This is a genomic window from Motilimonas sp. E26 (genome assembly GCF_021278025.1).
Classification (GTDB): Bacteria; Pseudomonadota; Gammaproteobacteria; order Enterobacterales; family CBDFNC01; genus Motilimonas.
On the sequence record NZ_JAIBHJ010000016.1, the window covers coordinates 54,094 to 69,159 of the forward strand.

Genomic DNA, 15,066 nt, shown 5'->3' on the forward strand with positions numbered 1-15,066 from the left:
TTGCCTTGACGCTCGAGTTGTTCCTGTCGATGAGTAAAGCGATTGAAACTAGATTAATTGATTTAGTTCCAGAGCCCCACCAATTGGCATTAAAAACGGTAGGCCAACCGTGTGTGTTTGACCAAACAGACACTGAAACACTGCCTCACCAGCAACTTACAAATGCAATGGCAAGAGACCAAGCAGGTTGGCACTACCAATTTATACCACTTAATAACTGGCACATATTAGCTTGGCCGAAAGCCATTAGCCCTGACTTATGTATTGTGTTTGCTAGCCAACACTTTTCACTTTCTTGGCTGACACAGCGGCCACAGTTTGCAAGTCTACTTAGACAAATGGGTTATCAATATCAACTACAAAAAAACCAGCAGCTGTTAAAGAAAAAAGTACAAGCTAAGCAAGCGTTTGCTGAACAAGCAGAAGAACAAAAAATCCAAGAAGCGCAATTTATAGAATCCTTAATGCTATTGCAAAATATCAATTTAAAGTTGAGTAATGCAAGTTCTCTTGATCAGTTACATAAACAAGCCGTTGAAAGTTTGCGCTCACCCCTCGGCTTTGACCGTTCAGCGTTATTTTTAATGAACCCCTTAACAGCAACCTTTAACCCAACCTATGGTACCGATGCTCATGGCAACACGACAGATGAGCACACCCATGTATATGATGTACATAAAATGTCTCCCGTATTTATGCAAACTTGCTTAGAGACCAAAGACTACTTTGTCGTGTTAGAAGACGTGCCTCTTTTTACCGACAGTTACATTGTTGGCCACGGCTGGAATGCCATGTTGATCCTGCGTGATGGTGAAGCATTTCTCGGCTGGATAGCGTTGGATAACCTCATAAATAACAAACCTATAACGCGGCACGATAAAGAAATCCTGCGCTCGTTTTCCCACATGTTCAGCCAAATTTTGGTTCGAAAACGTGCTGAAGAAAGTTTAAAAATGCTCTACAACAGTTTCGAACAGCTGTCTCATGCCGATACCGTACTGGATGTATGCCGCGCCGCAGTATTGCTTGCCAAAAAAGAACTCATGCTGGATCGAGTGGCTATCTTTTTGAGTGATGATAATGGTAAGACGATTCGTGGTACTTATGGAACGGATATCAACGGCCAACTAGTCGATGAAACCTGGTATCACACCTTAGTTCCAAAAAGTACCTTAATTCAAGACGCCATCGCTAATGAAAATGTCCTTGTGGTTGAGGAGCCAGCGACCCTCTATCACAATAATGAGCCAGTAGGGACAGGTTGGAATGCCATTTTACAATTGCGCAGCGATAATAAAGTCATCGGCTTTATCTTTGCTGATAATTTGGTTCACGGCCATACTCTGAACCTACACACCCAGCAACTCATAAGGATCTTCGGCGCGAACCTTTCTGAAATGATTGCCCGCAAACAAGCAGAAGAAGACTTAATAAAATTAAACAAACAATTAGAAGACAAGGTTCAACTGCGTACATTAGAGCTTGAGCTAGCCAATCAAAACCTAGCTCAAACCAACCTAAAACTAGAGCAGCTAATTCAAACCGATTCATTAACGGGGGTCGCAAATCGACGTTCACTGGACTTATGCCTGAATCGCGCTTGGCATCAAGCCTGCCGCCACCAACTACCGCTCATCGTCACCATGTTAGATATTGATAACTTCAAGCCTTATAACGATCACTATGGACACTTGCAAGGAGATGAAGCCCTTAAGAGCGTGGCTCACTTACTCGCCACACACTTTCGCCGCGCAGATGACACCATTGCTCGTTATGGTGGTGAAGAATTTGCGGTGGTCATGTTAGGTGTTAACTTAACTGAGGCAGCAGCGCGAATAAACCAAGCCATTCAGTCGCTGGCAAGCAAAAAACTGTCCCACCAAGCCAGCCCATTAGGCTTTATTAGCTTATCAGCGGGCATAGCTCAGCTGGATAATGCGCAACCACAAAGCGAAAAAACATTGCTAAACCAAGCCGATGTCGCACTTTACCAAGCCAAGAAAAACGGCAAAAACCAATTAGCCATTTTTACCCTTGATACGCTCCCTTAAATTAAAGAAATACCAGTGAATCAAAAAAAGCTTCAGCGGTTTTTTCATCACCCAAGCCACCTTGATGCATCGTCATTAATAACAGCATATGAGCCTGATAAACAAACATACGCTGCTCCATTATCATTTCTTTGCCTTTGTTATTAAGATTAAATACAACTCGATAGCCTCGTTGGCCAGCCTGCTCAACGAAGCCACGTTCAATTAAACTCACCGAATCATTCGCTAGTCGCTTATCCATTTTACTGATCAACTCATAGAAATCTTCTTGGTCTAACTCTTCAATAGACTGCTGTGTCATGTCTTCTACCACTGTATCTAACACTAACCCAGTCAGAACCACCTTGTCTTTCGCCCCAGAGCTGGCAAGTTCAAAGGTCATTTCTTCAGTGACTTTTGATTCAACATTTACATCGGGTCGAGTCGCAATCGAAACAGGGATGGTTTTAAAATAATAAGTTTGCAGTGGCTCCGCCGTTAGAAATTGGCGATATGCCAGTACCGCCACCACGATCAATATGAGGAGTCCAATCAGTTTTTTCATTGTTTGTCCTAGGGTAAATTCAGGTTAAGCATCAAGCCATTGAATTATCAACTTTATCTTTTTTTGAGTAAACACCAATAAACTAAAGCGTGAACATAAACCCCTAATACTTTTGAATTAATATTTTTTGAGCAATAGAAACATTTTCTTATTCAAATATCTGCCGCAAGGAAACACCAAGAGGCCATCAGAGAGGGTTGCTCGGCGCTTGCTAATTAAGGCGCGACAAAGTAGTCGCTTGGCGCTCACAAATAAAAGTTTTTAACCCCAAAAAAAGAATGACAGTGTTTAACTAAACTGTAATGCGAATGTATTAAATATTAGTGTTTAATTAGGGGGCAAGGAACAATGCAAATGTCATTATCGCAAGCATTAGCCAGAATGAGTGAAATCCATGGCTATAAACAAGTCATGCTTTACCATCAACATCAAGTTCGTAGCTTTAGCATCAGCGACGAAGTAAGCCTAACTGCATTAAAACAAGAGTTACAAACATTACGCAGTTTTGAGCTGTATATTTCTCACCGTGAAGGTGATGAAGTGATAGTAAGCGGCTTGAAGTTTGCGCAGAACCAATTTTTTGATGTCGCACCAATTGAACTAGCGAATAAGCTTAATCACGCTGGCTTATTGACTAAAGACATGAGTTACCGTCGCTTGGTCGCGTCATTAAATTGAAAAATACCTTTCCAGACGCGCTTAAACCGACCAAACAAATCTTATTAACTAAAGGCATGAGCTAGCGCCATTGATCAATCTCAGTTCGTCCCTGTTTAGACAATTGATATATTCCTTTCGAGACGCGCTCAAACCAACCATATAAGTTATTCGCTAACATAGTTCCGGCCTTTGGCTCATTAATATCTTGCGCCACATTCGCGGCCTTAGTCGCACCATGACTTTCTAAATAAAGCGCCAGCCGTATCATTCGCTGTCGGTAAACGGTCATTTTCTTACTGCTATTATTAGCTCCCCCTTGCTCAGGATCGCCCTGACGCTGATGAAACTCATTTAAAGCCATCTTAACTTTGCCATGGTTTTTACGTGGCTGATAATCACCCGGTGAAACCACTGTTTCAACATAGGTTTGTTCGCCAACAAACGCCACCACAATTAAGCCAAGACCTAAGCGCCGTAATAGCTTAACAATGCTTTTTTGCTGTTTTTTAATGGGGGCGCAATCCGCGGGCACCGCAATATAAACGTAATCAGTTAATGCTAAACGCTCTACGGCCTGCAGCACTAAGGTCAAGTTTAGGGTGGTTTTAAGCTCAACCACCAGCACCTGTTCATCACGCACAGCCATAACATCACACTGCTTTATCTCACCTTTCACAATAAAGCCTTGCTGCTCTAACATGTTTTTAATGGGTAGATATAAATCGGTTTCTAATCGTTTTATTGTCATAACTCACACAGTAAAGTAATGTTTTAAGTCAACCGCTGTGGCATCTTACCGCAAAAGGAAAATTACTATTATGGATTCAGTCACGCAAATTGCGCTCGGCGCATCAGTTGCCGCTGCAATAGGGTTTAAACCCTTTGGCAAAAAAGTATTACTAACGGGCGCACTATTGGGTACGCTGCCCGATATGGACGTGCTGGTTAACTATGGCGATGATATTGCCAATTACACTAGCCATCGCGGTTTTAGTCATTCCTTATTTGTCCTAACAGCTCTATCAGGCGTATTTTTTTTACTGGCTCGGCAGTATTGGCAAAGTGTAAAAGAACACCCATGGGCGGGTTTTTTGGTTATTTGGCTTGCGTTAATCACCCACCCACTACTCGACTCGTTTACCACCTATGGCACGCAAATTTGGTGGCCACTCACCTCTCCGCCAGTTTCTTGGTCCAGCGTGTTTATTATCGACCCGCTTTACACCTTGCCGTTACTCGTCGCCATTATTGGCCTAGCCATAAGTAAACGTCCTCCACGCTGGCAAAAAATTAACATTTACGCATTAACTTTTAGCTGCTTGTATCTGGCTGCAGGACAATTTTCTAAATGGCAGGTACAGCAACAGCTTAGTGCTGATGAAGCCGCGGGCCAGCAAATTTTTGTAGCACCAACCCCCTTTAATATTTTGGCTTGGCGCGTTTTGCGTTATCAACAAGACAGTTACGCCGAAGGCTTTACCTATGTGTTTAACTCACACCCAATACATTGGCAACACTACCGCACAGGTCGTCAATATTTGAACCAATATCAATCTGCCGAGCTGGAGCGGCTAGAATGGTTTAGCCAAGGTTTGCTCATGTTTTCACCACTCAATGACCAATTGCAAGTGACAGACCTGCGCCTTGGTATGGGCGGGTATTACCCATTCAGCTTTGCCATTGCGCAAAGTGAATCAAACAGCAACCTATGGCAAACCATGGCGCCAATCCAGTTGCCCCCACCTATAGCTGATTTTTCACAATTAGTTGAACGCTATAAAAATATCGCCAAAGCCAATCCCAGTAATGATTCAAAATAATCACCTGGTTAGAATATTGCTCGATAACCCCTTCATCCTTGATGGCTTGTCATAGCATTGCCATCAAAGATGGAAAGGCATTAGCCAATACTCACGACTGAATTGGCTGTTCTTCCTTGATCAAAGCCGATGAAAGGGGCAGCTCGGTAGTATATTTGAGCTGCTCCATGGCAAAACTAGACGTCACCTCCGTTAACCCCGATACTCGGTTTACGAGTTTTTTGTAGAAAGCATCGAAGCTACGCATATCTTTTACCACCACTTTGAGCATGTAATCGTACTCACCCGCCATCCGGTAGCATTCCATTACCTCATTCAAGTCCTTTATTTGCAATAAAAATGCCTCCGACCAAGCGACGCTGTGTTGCTGCGTTTTAACTTGTACCATGGCAGTCAAATCTAAGTTAAGTTGCAGAGGATCGAGTAACGCAACTTTATGACGAATAACACCTTCATCTTGCAGTCTTTTAATTCGCTTCCAGCAAGGCGTTGTGGTTAAGTTAACTTGCTCAGCGATATCACTGACCGACAAACTGACATCTCGTTGCAACAACGCTAATATCTTCAAATCGACCCTATCTAGCATAAATTTCTTACCTTGGATAAATTACGGAAAAATTTTCTAAATAATAGGTGTTAATAAGATTTTTTAGCACATTTTTTCTCCCTAATATTCTCTATCATTGAGATCTTATCTATTTAGGACACAGCCCATGCAGCAATCGACTTGGCTCCAACAAGCTATACAAATAATCGAAGCGGATATACAACGCTCAGCCGATACTCACTTAATCAAGCTCGATATGCCGCAATTCTCAGGAATAGATATCTACCTTAAAGATGAAAGCACGCATCCTACGGGCAGCTTAAAACACCGATTAGCACGATCGTTATTTTTATATGGCCTGTGTAACGGCTGGATCAAACAAAACACCCCTATCATTGAAGCCTCAAGTGGTAGCACGGCTATTTCAGAAGCGTATTTTGCTCGCCTACTCGGATTACCTTTTATTGCCGTAATGGCCAAAAGCACCGCGAAAAAGAAAATAGAAGAAATTGAGTTTTTCGGTGGTCAAGCGCACTTGGTCGATTCAACAGAGAAAATCTATAGCACAGCACAACAATTAGCTGATCAGCTTAATGGCCATTATATGGATCAGTTTACTTATGCCGAGCGCGCAACAGATTGGCGCGGCAATAACAACATTGCCGATTCTATTTTTCAACAAATGCAGTTGGAGCCACACCCGCAACCAAGCCATATTGTAATGAGCGCGGGCACTGGCGGGACCAGTGCAACCATAGGCCGTTACATTCGTTATCAGCAACTTGCCACCCAATTAACTGTGGTGGATCCCGAACATTCGGTGTTTCATTCTTATTATCAAACGGGTAGGAAAGATCTCACTAACCACCTCAGCAGCCGTATCGAAGGCATTGGTCGACCAAGGGTTGAGCCATCCTTTATTCCCAGTGTAATAGACAATATGATGACCGTGCCCGATGCTGCTAGTGTTGCTTGCATGCTTTGGTTACAACAGAAATTGAATCGTAAAGTGGGCCCTAGCACTGGCACGAACCTTTTTGGTGTGCTTAAACTGGCGCAACAAATGCAATCACAACAAGAAAGCGGCTCAATAGTGACGCTAATATGTGATTCCGGTGAGCGATATTTAGACTGCTACTACGATGAAAAGTGGGTTGAGCGGCATATTGGCTCACTACAGCAGCACCAAGCTTGGCTAGCCCAATGGCATTAACACTGCTACTAGTTAACCTCAGTTTTGCTTAAGCCTATTACAAATGGATACAGTATATTTTACTGAAAAATTTCGTTTTCAGAGATGAAAACGCAAAGCCTGTAGGGACATATTCACCGTGTTTTTGCAGGGGAAATAGACTATTTTGCTTATCCAGAACTCGGGTTAGTTTAAGTAAGCCGAATTTTGGATAAGCAAAACTGAGGTTTAACAAATAACCTCAGTTTTGCTTGAGCCTGTTGCTTGCCCATAGAAGACGTTTGACTGATAACTTTAAAAGCTTATAAATCAATACAATGACTCATTTAAGCTTTATAAACTGCCTTATAACTGTCGGTTAATAAACCTGAATAAAGATTCTCTAATACTTGGCGCTTCGCTTCTTGCGATAGCGACTCTGATAATGGTGACAGCCGGTTTGATTGAATGTGTGCCAAACCTTGAATCATCGACCAAGCAGAGAGGGATAAAACAGGTTCATATTTTGCGACAAACACACCTTTTTCAATGCCTTCTTTGATAGTTTGCTGTAACAAAGCAAAGTTTGCATGTGCAATTTCCGCAAAGTTTTGATCCAACCATTTGTCTTTATCTTCATAACTAAACATATAGTTAAATAAGCCGGGATGGCTTTCGGCAAAGTCCAAATACATCATACCCATGTCGATCAAACGTTCGGCTGGCGTTAATTGATAATCTGCACTGGAAATAAAGCGTGCTAATAACCGATTGGCTTGTTTGGCTAATTCAAAATTTAAGCCGACATCATCAACAAAAGTATCTATGACACTTGCATAACTATGTTCAGTATGTGCGACCACCGACTCAACATCCGTTAATTTTAATTCTCCTGCATCTAGCGCAGCGATCACATCAGAAATAATGGTTACTTTTAACACTTCACTCACGGGTTATCCTCCTTGATAACAGATAAAGTCAGCGACTAGTCTATAACTATTTACTTATTATGTATTTGATGAAACCAAAGTTTAATGAAAATACAGTGAAAAGATGACGCTTGCTAGGGTCATTGGCTAGCTGATGAATAGCGAAACGCTCTTTTCTTATACTCTTCTAACTTAGCGGGATGAATACGCTTGTCAACAAGCTTAAAATCACCAGAAAAGACTTGCGGGATAAGTTTTGCTCGACCTTGAAGATCTAACTTGATGGCTTCTGCCATTGCCACCCCATTATCATCATTCATGCGCATCACGGTCACATCTAGCTCACCAGACAAAATAGCATCTAACTCTTTGTCACCTCCCCCCCAACCATTAACGGCAATTTTATGGCCTTCAAATTGCGAGTCTCTCACTAATGCTGCGGTAATTCCAAACGCCACATCTGTTGAGCAAGCATAGACAAAATCAACTTGCGGATGCTTCTTAAGCATGTCTCGAGTCGCCACAGCTGCGCCGTGTTTGGATGCATCCGAATAATGAGAATCAACCAATTGCGCACCAGCGGCTTCTTGCATGCGAATAAAACTATCACCACGCATTTCACTCACATAACCAGGGCTACGATAAACCAAGCCATACTTTGCCTTGGGGTAATGTTGAGTAAAGTAGCCATGCAACAGTTTAGTGCCTTCAACATGGTCAAACCCCACGTACATAAAAGGGGGGTTGGCTTGCCACGCCTTATAGGGGGTCGTTATATTTTGCAAAATGAGTTTCATTTTCTTTTGCTCAAGAACATGAGCAATCAAGTTAGCATGTTCTGATACGTCCAGAGTGAAAATCAAATAATCTGGTTGATAGCGCTCGGCTTTTTCAATCAAGCGCTGTTGCTGTTCAACTGCAACCGTTGGCCGAGTGTAATGGTTATATATTTGATAGTGAATATTTAGCTCATCTAAGCGCGCGGTAAAAGAAGCAATGCTGCGGCGCCAATAGTCGGATACTTGGTGCCCAGGGTAAACCACAAAAATACGAATTTCTTTATCTTGCTCTACCGTCAACGGCTGGCTCTCTCCCTGCACTAATTGCTCAAAGTTACGGGAAAGCTCTACTTGCTGAGGGAAAGCCTGATAAAATTCATCAAGCGGCCAGTATTCAGACGATGAATTGCTTTGAGCAAACCCGATTGAAGCAGTAAATAAGAATCCCGCAAGTAGCGAAAAAATGAGCTTCATTGGCAAACAATCCTTATCTCATCAAGCCATATATCAACGGCGTAGAGTATAAGATAAATTAACCATAATTGCTTACCTAAGGCAGCCACTTTAAGCTAAACCGTTAATACACAAAATAGGCTGTCGCTAACGCCGACAGCCTACTTGATTAAGTGTCATTGTAGTGGCTGAATTCTATTCAAAGTCTAAATGCTACTTTCTTGCCCAACAATCCCAACCATCAATCGCTGAGACAATCTTAGCAAATGTTGTTCAGCTCTTAACCCTGATCTGCAAGCTACTTTGCCACTAAAATCACTTGTCCAAGATGCGGTTTAACATTGACCAAGTATTGAGTTGCAGACACAGCTGTCACGCTAGGCTGCGCTTCATCTGCTGGCGCAACAAGGTAGCTAGCGGACACCCCAAGCACATCTTGGTCAGTATTAATCACTAAAGTCAGCTCAGTCTCATCAGCAAGATACTTTTGACATTGTGCATCAGACAAATCAAAACTAACCACTAGGTTACCATTATACTGAGTGTCTGCTTGAGTGGTACAGCTGCGGCGCGACATACCATAACGAATAATATCACTGGCGCCAGCTACCCAAAGCTTACCGTCATCCACCAAAGATTTAACGTAATCTAAGTGACCTTGATAACGGGCTAGCGGCACCATTTCCCATGACGTATCTTCTACGCCGTGAAACGTGCGCAGTGCCCAACCCCCTTTGGCAATCGCGTCATCTACATAAGCACGTAAAATGTCATCACTGCCCTCATACACCGACCAAATGCCAGAATTAGTGAAGAGATCGTTTTTAATAAAGTATGGGTCAAAGGTGTTCGCATCATTCACGCCACGAGCTTGCCAATAGTTTACCGAACGCATACCGATTAAGTTTGGCTCCGCTTTTAATGCGGCAATAGAAGCTGGCGTCGCTTGATCTTCAGGGAAAGCATAAAACTCGACAGCAGCGGGTGCGTATTGCTCAATTTTTTTCTGAGCTTGGCTGATCTCAACTTCATCAGACCAAGTGTCACCTACAGGGCTCACATGCATCCAAGAATGGTTAAATATTTCATGGCCGGCTGCGGCAAACTTCTCTACAGCTTGCCAATGATAGTCGGCGCAATTTCCCGCGATGACACCTACAGAGCCCTGCAAGCCACGCGCTTCTAGCTCAGGAACACCGTTATGAATAATGCCATCCGTAATATAGCCACAAAGATCATCGTGTTGAATGGTATAAGCAGCTTGAGCATTGTCTTTCCAAGTGGCCACCTGCGCCGATAACGCGGCCCCTTGCTCGGTTATAAACGCCCACACTTTCGCTGGTGGTTGCTCATTTTTAGTCCACCACTGTGCTTGGTAAATCTTTTTACCAACTAAAATAAAGCTACCTGCCGGATAAGGGGTTTCCGCTTGCCAAGCAAGCAGCTCGGGCTCTTCAGCAATCACTTGATGAGTTGCGCTGTCGCTGCAGCCATTAACATTGCATAGGGACACTTTTAGTAGGTTTTCACCCGGTAAAAATTGCGTTTGGCATGACGCAGACTGCTTACTGCTGCCCTTCGCAACCAGTTCACCCGAGCAAATTTCCTCGCCATTGTTAAGCAAGCGCCATTGCTGAGCATTTTCGCCCCACCACATATTCCAACTCACGGTATGTGTCTCATACACGCTGGTTTTAGTAGGTAATACATCGAGTTGTGCTGGGCTTGGCGCAGCCACTGCTGTGCCACATAAAATCGTCATTAGTCCTGCAAGATAAGTTAATTTAGCCATAGTTCCTCCGTGTGAATGGCGTTAAAGCCCTTTCATCATGCCGTAAAAATCCCACCAAACTAGGCCTTCACCTTCCGAGCTTCACCAATGACCAAGAAGAAACAACAAAAAAGTTAACAATCAAACGCTTACATGCAATCGAACATAGCTTTTATTACACCAAATACGCAGTTGCTAGGTTATCGGTTTAAAACATCCCTGCGTACTATTTACTAGAGCAGCTTTATCTGCCAAATATAATTAAAACATTCACCAAAAACACTCAAAAAACAAAATTTAAACAATAATAACAACAACTTAATATCAATCAAGTTAGTCTGTAAACATCACCAAATTACGCACTTTTATTCCACCAATGAGGAAATAGCTCTTGGATCCATTGCAAATAGCTTTTAGAAACGGGCACCACCTCACCGCAGTCTAAACGTAATTGCCACTTACCTTTTTGCAGTTTTTCTAAGCAGACAACTCGATTAGGATTAACCAGCCAAGAACGATGTACTTGTAGCAGAGTTTGATTGTCAAAATATAATTTAATACCTGTCAATCTTAATAAAATATAACTCGGCTCGGCTTGGCCATCCAAATACAAACCACTGTAGCCACGCTCGGCCTTGATATACCTTAATTTGTCTTTGCTTTGCGCAATTGCGTGTAACTCACCTAACAATTGTGGCTGGCGACATAGCTGCATTAAATACTGTCGACATTGACCTAATTGATCTGTTAATTGGCGATAATGCCCTTCGTGATTGTGTTCAGGACTCACTTGCAGCTGCAGCACACAGGCGTCCAAATCATCGAGTAGCAACTGAATAGACTGGCTATCTTCACCATGCTGCGGATCATCGCTGGCCGCAAGTTGCCGTTCGCCCTGATATACACTGGCCGACTTCACCCCCGGTTGACGGGAAAACCAACTGACCAACTCTTGATGCAAAGCCTCAACACTGCGGCTCTGCTGCCACACAGGTAAAATATCTCGAGCAGGCTCAGCACTAGGCGCAATAGCTAACGCTTGTTGCTGCCACGACTGCAGCTTTTGCACCATTTGTTGCATAGGCTCAGGGACATCTTGATAGCTGTGCGCTCCCTGTTCGAGTAAAGACACTAAATCAGGCAAGCTAATCGGTACTTCTTGTTTAGCTGGCTTAAATTTACGATAAGCCATTAGTAGAGAAAGCAATATGGCCAGAGCAATGAAGCCAGCTATTAGCCATTGTCGGCTGTCAATCCAAAGGCTTTGCCAAGGTGCATCAAACTGATGGATCTGCCGCAACACGCTATCCGAACCAGAGGCATCACCGGACAAGGTCCATAACGCAGTGCCTGCCAGCCTTTGTTGCTGAGCAAAATTCAACTTGGCATCAATTCCTTTCGGGCTATCATAAGATAGCCAAATCTGTTGTTCTGGGTGATACAACCAAGCCGTCTTTGCTTGTTCATCAAAACCTTGCTGCCATGAAGGATCTTTAGCAAAACGCTGAATATCTTGCTGCGCAAAGACACCACTAGCACCAGTCTGTTCATTATCCCAAGTACCTAATGGTACGCCTTTGGTTGACTGACCGACTCCCGGTATAGCCACTCCTTGCCAACTAGTACCTTGACTTGCAAGCATTAGAACTAATTTGTCACTTTGCCCACCTAATGCATTAAAACGAGTAATCGCAGCGGCTACACTTACCTCTCCAGCTGGCGCATTTAATGGCACATAATGACCGGTTTTGTCATTCCAGCTGCCATGAAAATCAATACTTAATAAGCTAATAAAGTCGACATACTGTTGCATTTCCGGCAGCGGCCAATGCTCCATCATTTGATCATCGGCACTCAAGGTCACACTCAAGCCATATTCTTGACCCGTTTCTCTTGTTAACCGCTGTAGCGCAGCACGCGTGGCCTTAATTAACGTAAAGTATTGTTCGCGCTGCTCCCAATAGGCTGGCTGACCACGATACGCCATCACCGGCGTGCGCCAGTCTAGCTCAATGCCATTAAAGCCATGTTCGCGCACAAAATTTGCAGCACTGCGAGCAAAGGTGTCAGGATCACGCGCAGCATTGGCAAAATACTTGGAATAACTCCACCCACCAATGGCGATGAAGGTTTTGATATGAGGATAAGCTTGTTGCATTTGCCGCAACTGGTTATAACTGCCGCGCTTGCCACCTAACGGGGAATCGTTTTCATAAATACGATCAACATCAGCGTATTTATCCCCTAATGCTACCTCACCTTGCTCAGTGATATTGGCGTATGCATAAATCACATGAGTTAAGCGTTCGACAGGAATATCAGCAACGTGATAAGACTGGCTATAAGTAGCCCAAAATGGAAAATAACCGGCTCGGATCGGCTCAGCGAAAGCCGAATATGATCCACATAAACACAGCCAAACTAAGCTGGTAAAAAACAATTTCATAGCTGCAATCCTTTGCTGCAATAAAAACATGATAACTGGGTAAACCCTTTACCCACTGCATACCGAGCCAAGCAACCTAGCCAACCCAATGTCAGACTCGACAATATACCCTGAACCGAACAACAAAAGGACAGCAAAGCTCACAAAGTCCTAGTGAGTCGGCATTAGTCAAAAATAATTGCCACAAAACTTAACCAGTGATGTGATTTCGAGCGATAACCTCAAAAATATATTTCCACGAGATACAAAGAGCAGAATTACGATGAAAAACCGCTTTATCGACGTAAATATTTATTGCTAAAAAGAACGGAAATGTACTAATTTTGCTTACAGATAACGAGACCCCTAGATCAGCACATTTGGATAAGATCTAGGCCATATATTTTTGCCTATTTTCATTTTTTACCGGGATTTAAAACATGATTGAACAATTTTTGGGTGACTGGCAGTTACTACCCGAACGAGCCGACATTGAGTTTGGCAGCCCCCCAGTTAGTGGGCACTGTTTAATAAGTGAAGAAGACGATACCTTGGTTATTTCATTTTTTAGCAAAAATGAACGTGACGTAGAAAAAAAGCACCATTATGAACAGATACCCGATGGTAAATTCCGCCCTTATACTGGTAAAGGGTCAGGTGACGAGGATTGTTTGGAGCTAAAAAAACCTCATTTATTAGAGGCAATTATCCTAAAAGACTCAGACGTATTTTTTAGTAAAACCTTAGAGATCAAACCCGATGGCTGCTTAAAACTAGTAATGACTAGCGCCTTACCTAGCCACGAACTAGTATCCAATACCTACTACTTTGAAAAATAAATACGTTTAAATTTAAACCGATGTTTTCTATATCAAATCGGTGGGGCTAGCGTAGAGTTAGCCCACTTTTACCGCAGCATGCTCTCTATCACTCATAGGGGCCACAAAATTAGCAACACTTGCCGCCATATCCGTTCCCTTCATATCACCTATATGTCCATAAACACCATAAGCCACTTTCAGAAATTCTAAGCGGTTGCTAGAATCGCGTTTTTTGGAGGCATTTAGCAATGAACAAGAGTTTAGTGACCAACCTATTAGCTTTAGTAGCCCTTGCTGCAGGCTATTGGCTAGACCAACCCGTACTATTATTTGCTGGCTTATTTGCTTTCTCTGGCGCCATTACCAACTGGCTTGCCATTCACATGCTCTTTGAGAAAGTACCAGGCTTATATGGCTCAGGCGTGATCCCCGCGCGCTTTGAAGATTTTAAATTAGGCATTAAAAGCCTAATGATGGAGCAGTTTTTTACGACAGAAAATATCGACCGATTTCTCAGCCAAGAAATGAACAGTGCGGCCTCAATAGACTTAAAGCCCGTGATTGATGAAATCGACTTAGAGCCGAGTTTTAATGGCTTAGTTGAAGTGATTTTGAACTCACAATTTGGTGCGATGTTAGCCATGATGGGCGGCCAAGAAGCACTAGAGCCACTTAAACAACCATTTATTGAAAAGATGAAACAGTCAATGTTGGACATTAGCCAACAAGACGAGTTTAAGCAAAACTTAAAATCCCAACTTGAACAGCCCGACATGCTCAATGATATTCGCGCCAATGTCGACAGCATTATTGACCAACGTTTGAGCGAGCTCACGCCGCGATTAGTCAAAGAGATTATTCAGAAGATGATCCGTGAACATTTGGGCTGGTTAGTCGTATGGGGCGGTGTCTTCGGCGGGGTGATAGGTGTCATTTCAGCACTGATCAGCTTAAACTAAATAACCCGAGTTCTGGATAAGAAAAATATATTCTATCCGCTTGTCGTTGCCCTAAGCAAAACTGAGGTTAAATATCATCGACATAAGGTGCAACTATTGCGTGCACCTTATTGATCATCTTAACTTCAGCTTACTT

At 43.1% G+C, this 15,066-nt stretch carries 13 protein-coding genes; 6 read left to right on the forward strand and 7 right to left on the reverse strand.

Annotated elements, in window-relative coordinates; genetic code table 11:
* Window positions 1–29: 29 nt before the first annotated feature.
* Window positions 30–2,051 (forward strand): GGDEF domain-containing protein, encoded by a 2,022-nt coding sequence (locus K1M91_RS13910; protein WP_232802645.1) that lies wholly within the window; start codon window positions 30–32, stop codon window positions 2,049–2,051.
* A gap of 1 nt (window position 2,052) precedes the next feature.
* Here the strand turns inward: K1M91_RS13910 and K1M91_RS13915 are convergent, their stop codons facing one another.
* Window positions 2,053–2,595: a hypothetical protein gene (locus tag K1M91_RS13915; protein WP_232802646.1), complete on the reverse strand. Its 543-nt coding sequence runs from the start codon at window positions 2,593–2,595 to the stop codon at window positions 2,053–2,055.
* A gap of 354 nt (window positions 2,596–2,949) precedes the next feature.
* On the opposite strand from K1M91_RS13915, the gene K1M91_RS13920 reads away from it, so the two are divergent.
* Window positions 2,950–3,273 carry a hypothetical protein gene (locus K1M91_RS13920; RefSeq protein ID WP_232802647.1) on the forward strand — a complete coding sequence of 108 codons (324 nt, stop codon included), beginning with the start codon at window positions 2,950–2,952 and terminating at the stop codon, window positions 3,271–3,273.
* A 61-nt stretch (window positions 3,274–3,334) separates the two neighbouring features.
* Here K1M91_RS13920 and K1M91_RS13925 read toward each other — a convergent pair whose 3' ends face one another.
* Window positions 3,335–4,003, reverse strand: coding sequence for a DUF2161 family putative PD-(D/E)XK-type phosphodiesterase (locus K1M91_RS13925; protein ID WP_232802648.1), 669 nt, complete (start codon window positions 4,001–4,003; stop codon window positions 3,335–3,337).
* A 70-nt stretch (window positions 4,004–4,073) separates the two neighbouring features.
* Here K1M91_RS13925 and K1M91_RS13930 point away from each other — a divergent pair, with 70 nt between their 5' ends.
* Window positions 4,074–5,075: a metal-dependent hydrolase gene (locus K1M91_RS13930; RefSeq protein ID WP_232802649.1), complete on the forward strand. Its 1,002-nt coding sequence runs from the start codon at window positions 4,074–4,076 to the stop codon at window positions 5,073–5,075.
* Between the two features lie 91 nt (window positions 5,076–5,166).
* Here K1M91_RS13930 and K1M91_RS13935 read toward each other — a convergent pair whose 3' ends face one another.
* Window positions 5,167–5,661, reverse strand: coding sequence for an Lrp/AsnC family transcriptional regulator (locus K1M91_RS13935; RefSeq protein WP_232802650.1), 495 nt, complete (start codon window positions 5,659–5,661; stop codon window positions 5,167–5,169).
* Between the two features lie 127 nt (window positions 5,662–5,788).
* Here K1M91_RS13935 and K1M91_RS13940 point away from each other — a divergent pair, with 127 nt between their 5' ends.
* Window positions 5,789–6,835 carry a PLP-dependent cysteine synthase family protein gene (locus K1M91_RS13940; RefSeq protein WP_232802651.1) on the forward strand — a complete coding sequence of 349 codons (1,047 nt, stop codon included), beginning with the start codon at window positions 5,789–5,791 and terminating at the stop codon, window positions 6,833–6,835.
* A 305-nt stretch (window positions 6,836–7,140) separates the two neighbouring features.
* Here the strand turns inward: K1M91_RS13940 and K1M91_RS21540 are convergent, their stop codons facing one another.
* The 4 genes from K1M91_RS21540 to K1M91_RS13960 form a co-directional block, all read right to left on the reverse strand.
* On the reverse strand, window positions 7,141–7,743 hold the full coding sequence (locus K1M91_RS21540; RefSeq protein WP_232802652.1) for a WHG domain-containing protein: 603 nt from the start codon (window positions 7,741–7,743) through the stop codon (window positions 7,141–7,143).
* Window positions 7,744–7,862: 119 nt separating this feature from the next.
* Entirely contained in the window at window positions 7,863–8,975 is a 1,113-nt protein-coding gene (locus tag K1M91_RS13950; RefSeq protein WP_232802653.1) for a substrate-binding domain-containing protein, read from the reverse strand.
* 277 nt (window positions 8,976–9,252) lie between these two features.
* A complete protein-coding gene (locus tag K1M91_RS13955) occupies window positions 9,253–10,746 on the reverse strand; it encodes a chitinase N-terminal domain-containing protein (protein ID WP_232802654.1) in 1,494 nt (497 codons plus the stop codon).
* A gap of 334 nt (window positions 10,747–11,080) precedes the next feature.
* Window positions 11,081–13,171 carry a glycosyl hydrolase family 18 protein gene (locus K1M91_RS13960; protein ID WP_232802655.1) on the reverse strand — a complete coding sequence of 697 codons (2,091 nt, stop codon included), beginning with the start codon at window positions 13,169–13,171 and terminating at the stop codon, window positions 11,081–11,083.
* A 419-nt stretch (window positions 13,172–13,590) separates the two neighbouring features.
* Here K1M91_RS13960 and K1M91_RS13965 point away from each other — a divergent pair, with 419 nt between their 5' ends.
* The gene (locus K1M91_RS13965; RefSeq protein WP_232802656.1) at window positions 13,591–13,989 is read left to right on the forward strand and encodes a hypothetical protein; all 399 of its coding nucleotides are present in this window, start codon (window positions 13,591–13,593) and stop codon (window positions 13,987–13,989) included.
* Window positions 13,990–14,219: 230 nt separating this feature from the next.
* Complete coding sequence (locus K1M91_RS13970; protein WP_232802657.1) at window positions 14,220–14,930, forward strand: DUF445 domain-containing protein; 711 nt, start codon at window positions 14,220–14,222, stop codon at window positions 14,928–14,930.
* Window positions 14,931–15,066: the final 136 nt, after the last annotated feature.

What these genes read in the sequence shown, in the direction of transcription:
- K1M91_RS13970 (WP_232802657.1), top strand. Translation starts at nt 14,220, where the DNA reads ATGAACAAGAGTTTAGTGACCAACCTATTAGCTTTAGTAGCCCTTGCT.
- K1M91_RS13925 (WP_232802648.1), bottom strand. Translation starts at nt 4,003, where the DNA reads ATGACAATAAAACGATTAGAAACCGATTTATATCTACCCATTAAAAAC.
- K1M91_RS13940 (WP_232802651.1), top strand. Translation starts at nt 5,789, where the DNA reads ATGCAGCAATCGACTTGGCTCCAACAAGCTATACAAATAATCGAAGCG.
- K1M91_RS13910 (WP_232802645.1), top strand. Translation starts at nt 30, where the DNA reads ATGAGTAAAGCGATTGAAACTAGATTAATTGATTTAGTTCCAGAGCCC.
- K1M91_RS13950 (WP_232802653.1), bottom strand. Translation starts at nt 8,975, where the DNA reads ATGAAGCTCATTTTTTCGCTACTTGCGGGATTCTTATTTACTGCTTCA.
- K1M91_RS13915 (WP_232802646.1), bottom strand. Translation starts at nt 2,595, where the DNA reads ATGAAAAAACTGATTGGACTCCTCATATTGATCGTGGTGGCGGTACTG.
- K1M91_RS13935 (WP_232802650.1), bottom strand. Translation starts at nt 5,661, where the DNA reads ATGCTAGATAGGGTCGATTTGAAGATATTAGCGTTGTTGCAACGAGAT.
- K1M91_RS13930 (WP_232802649.1), top strand. Translation starts at nt 4,074, where the DNA reads ATGGATTCAGTCACGCAAATTGCGCTCGGCGCATCAGTTGCCGCTGCA.
- K1M91_RS13955 (WP_232802654.1), bottom strand. Translation starts at nt 10,746, where the DNA reads ATGGCTAAATTAACTTATCTTGCAGGACTAATGACGATTTTATGTGGC.
- K1M91_RS13920 (WP_232802647.1), top strand. Translation starts at nt 2,950, where the DNA reads ATGTCATTATCGCAAGCATTAGCCAGAATGAGTGAAATCCATGGCTAT.
- K1M91_RS13965 (WP_232802656.1), top strand. Translation starts at nt 13,591, where the DNA reads ATGATTGAACAATTTTTGGGTGACTGGCAGTTACTACCCGAACGAGCC.
- K1M91_RS13960 (WP_232802655.1), bottom strand. Translation starts at nt 13,171, where the DNA reads ATGAAATTGTTTTTTACCAGCTTAGTTTGGCTGTGTTTATGTGGATCA.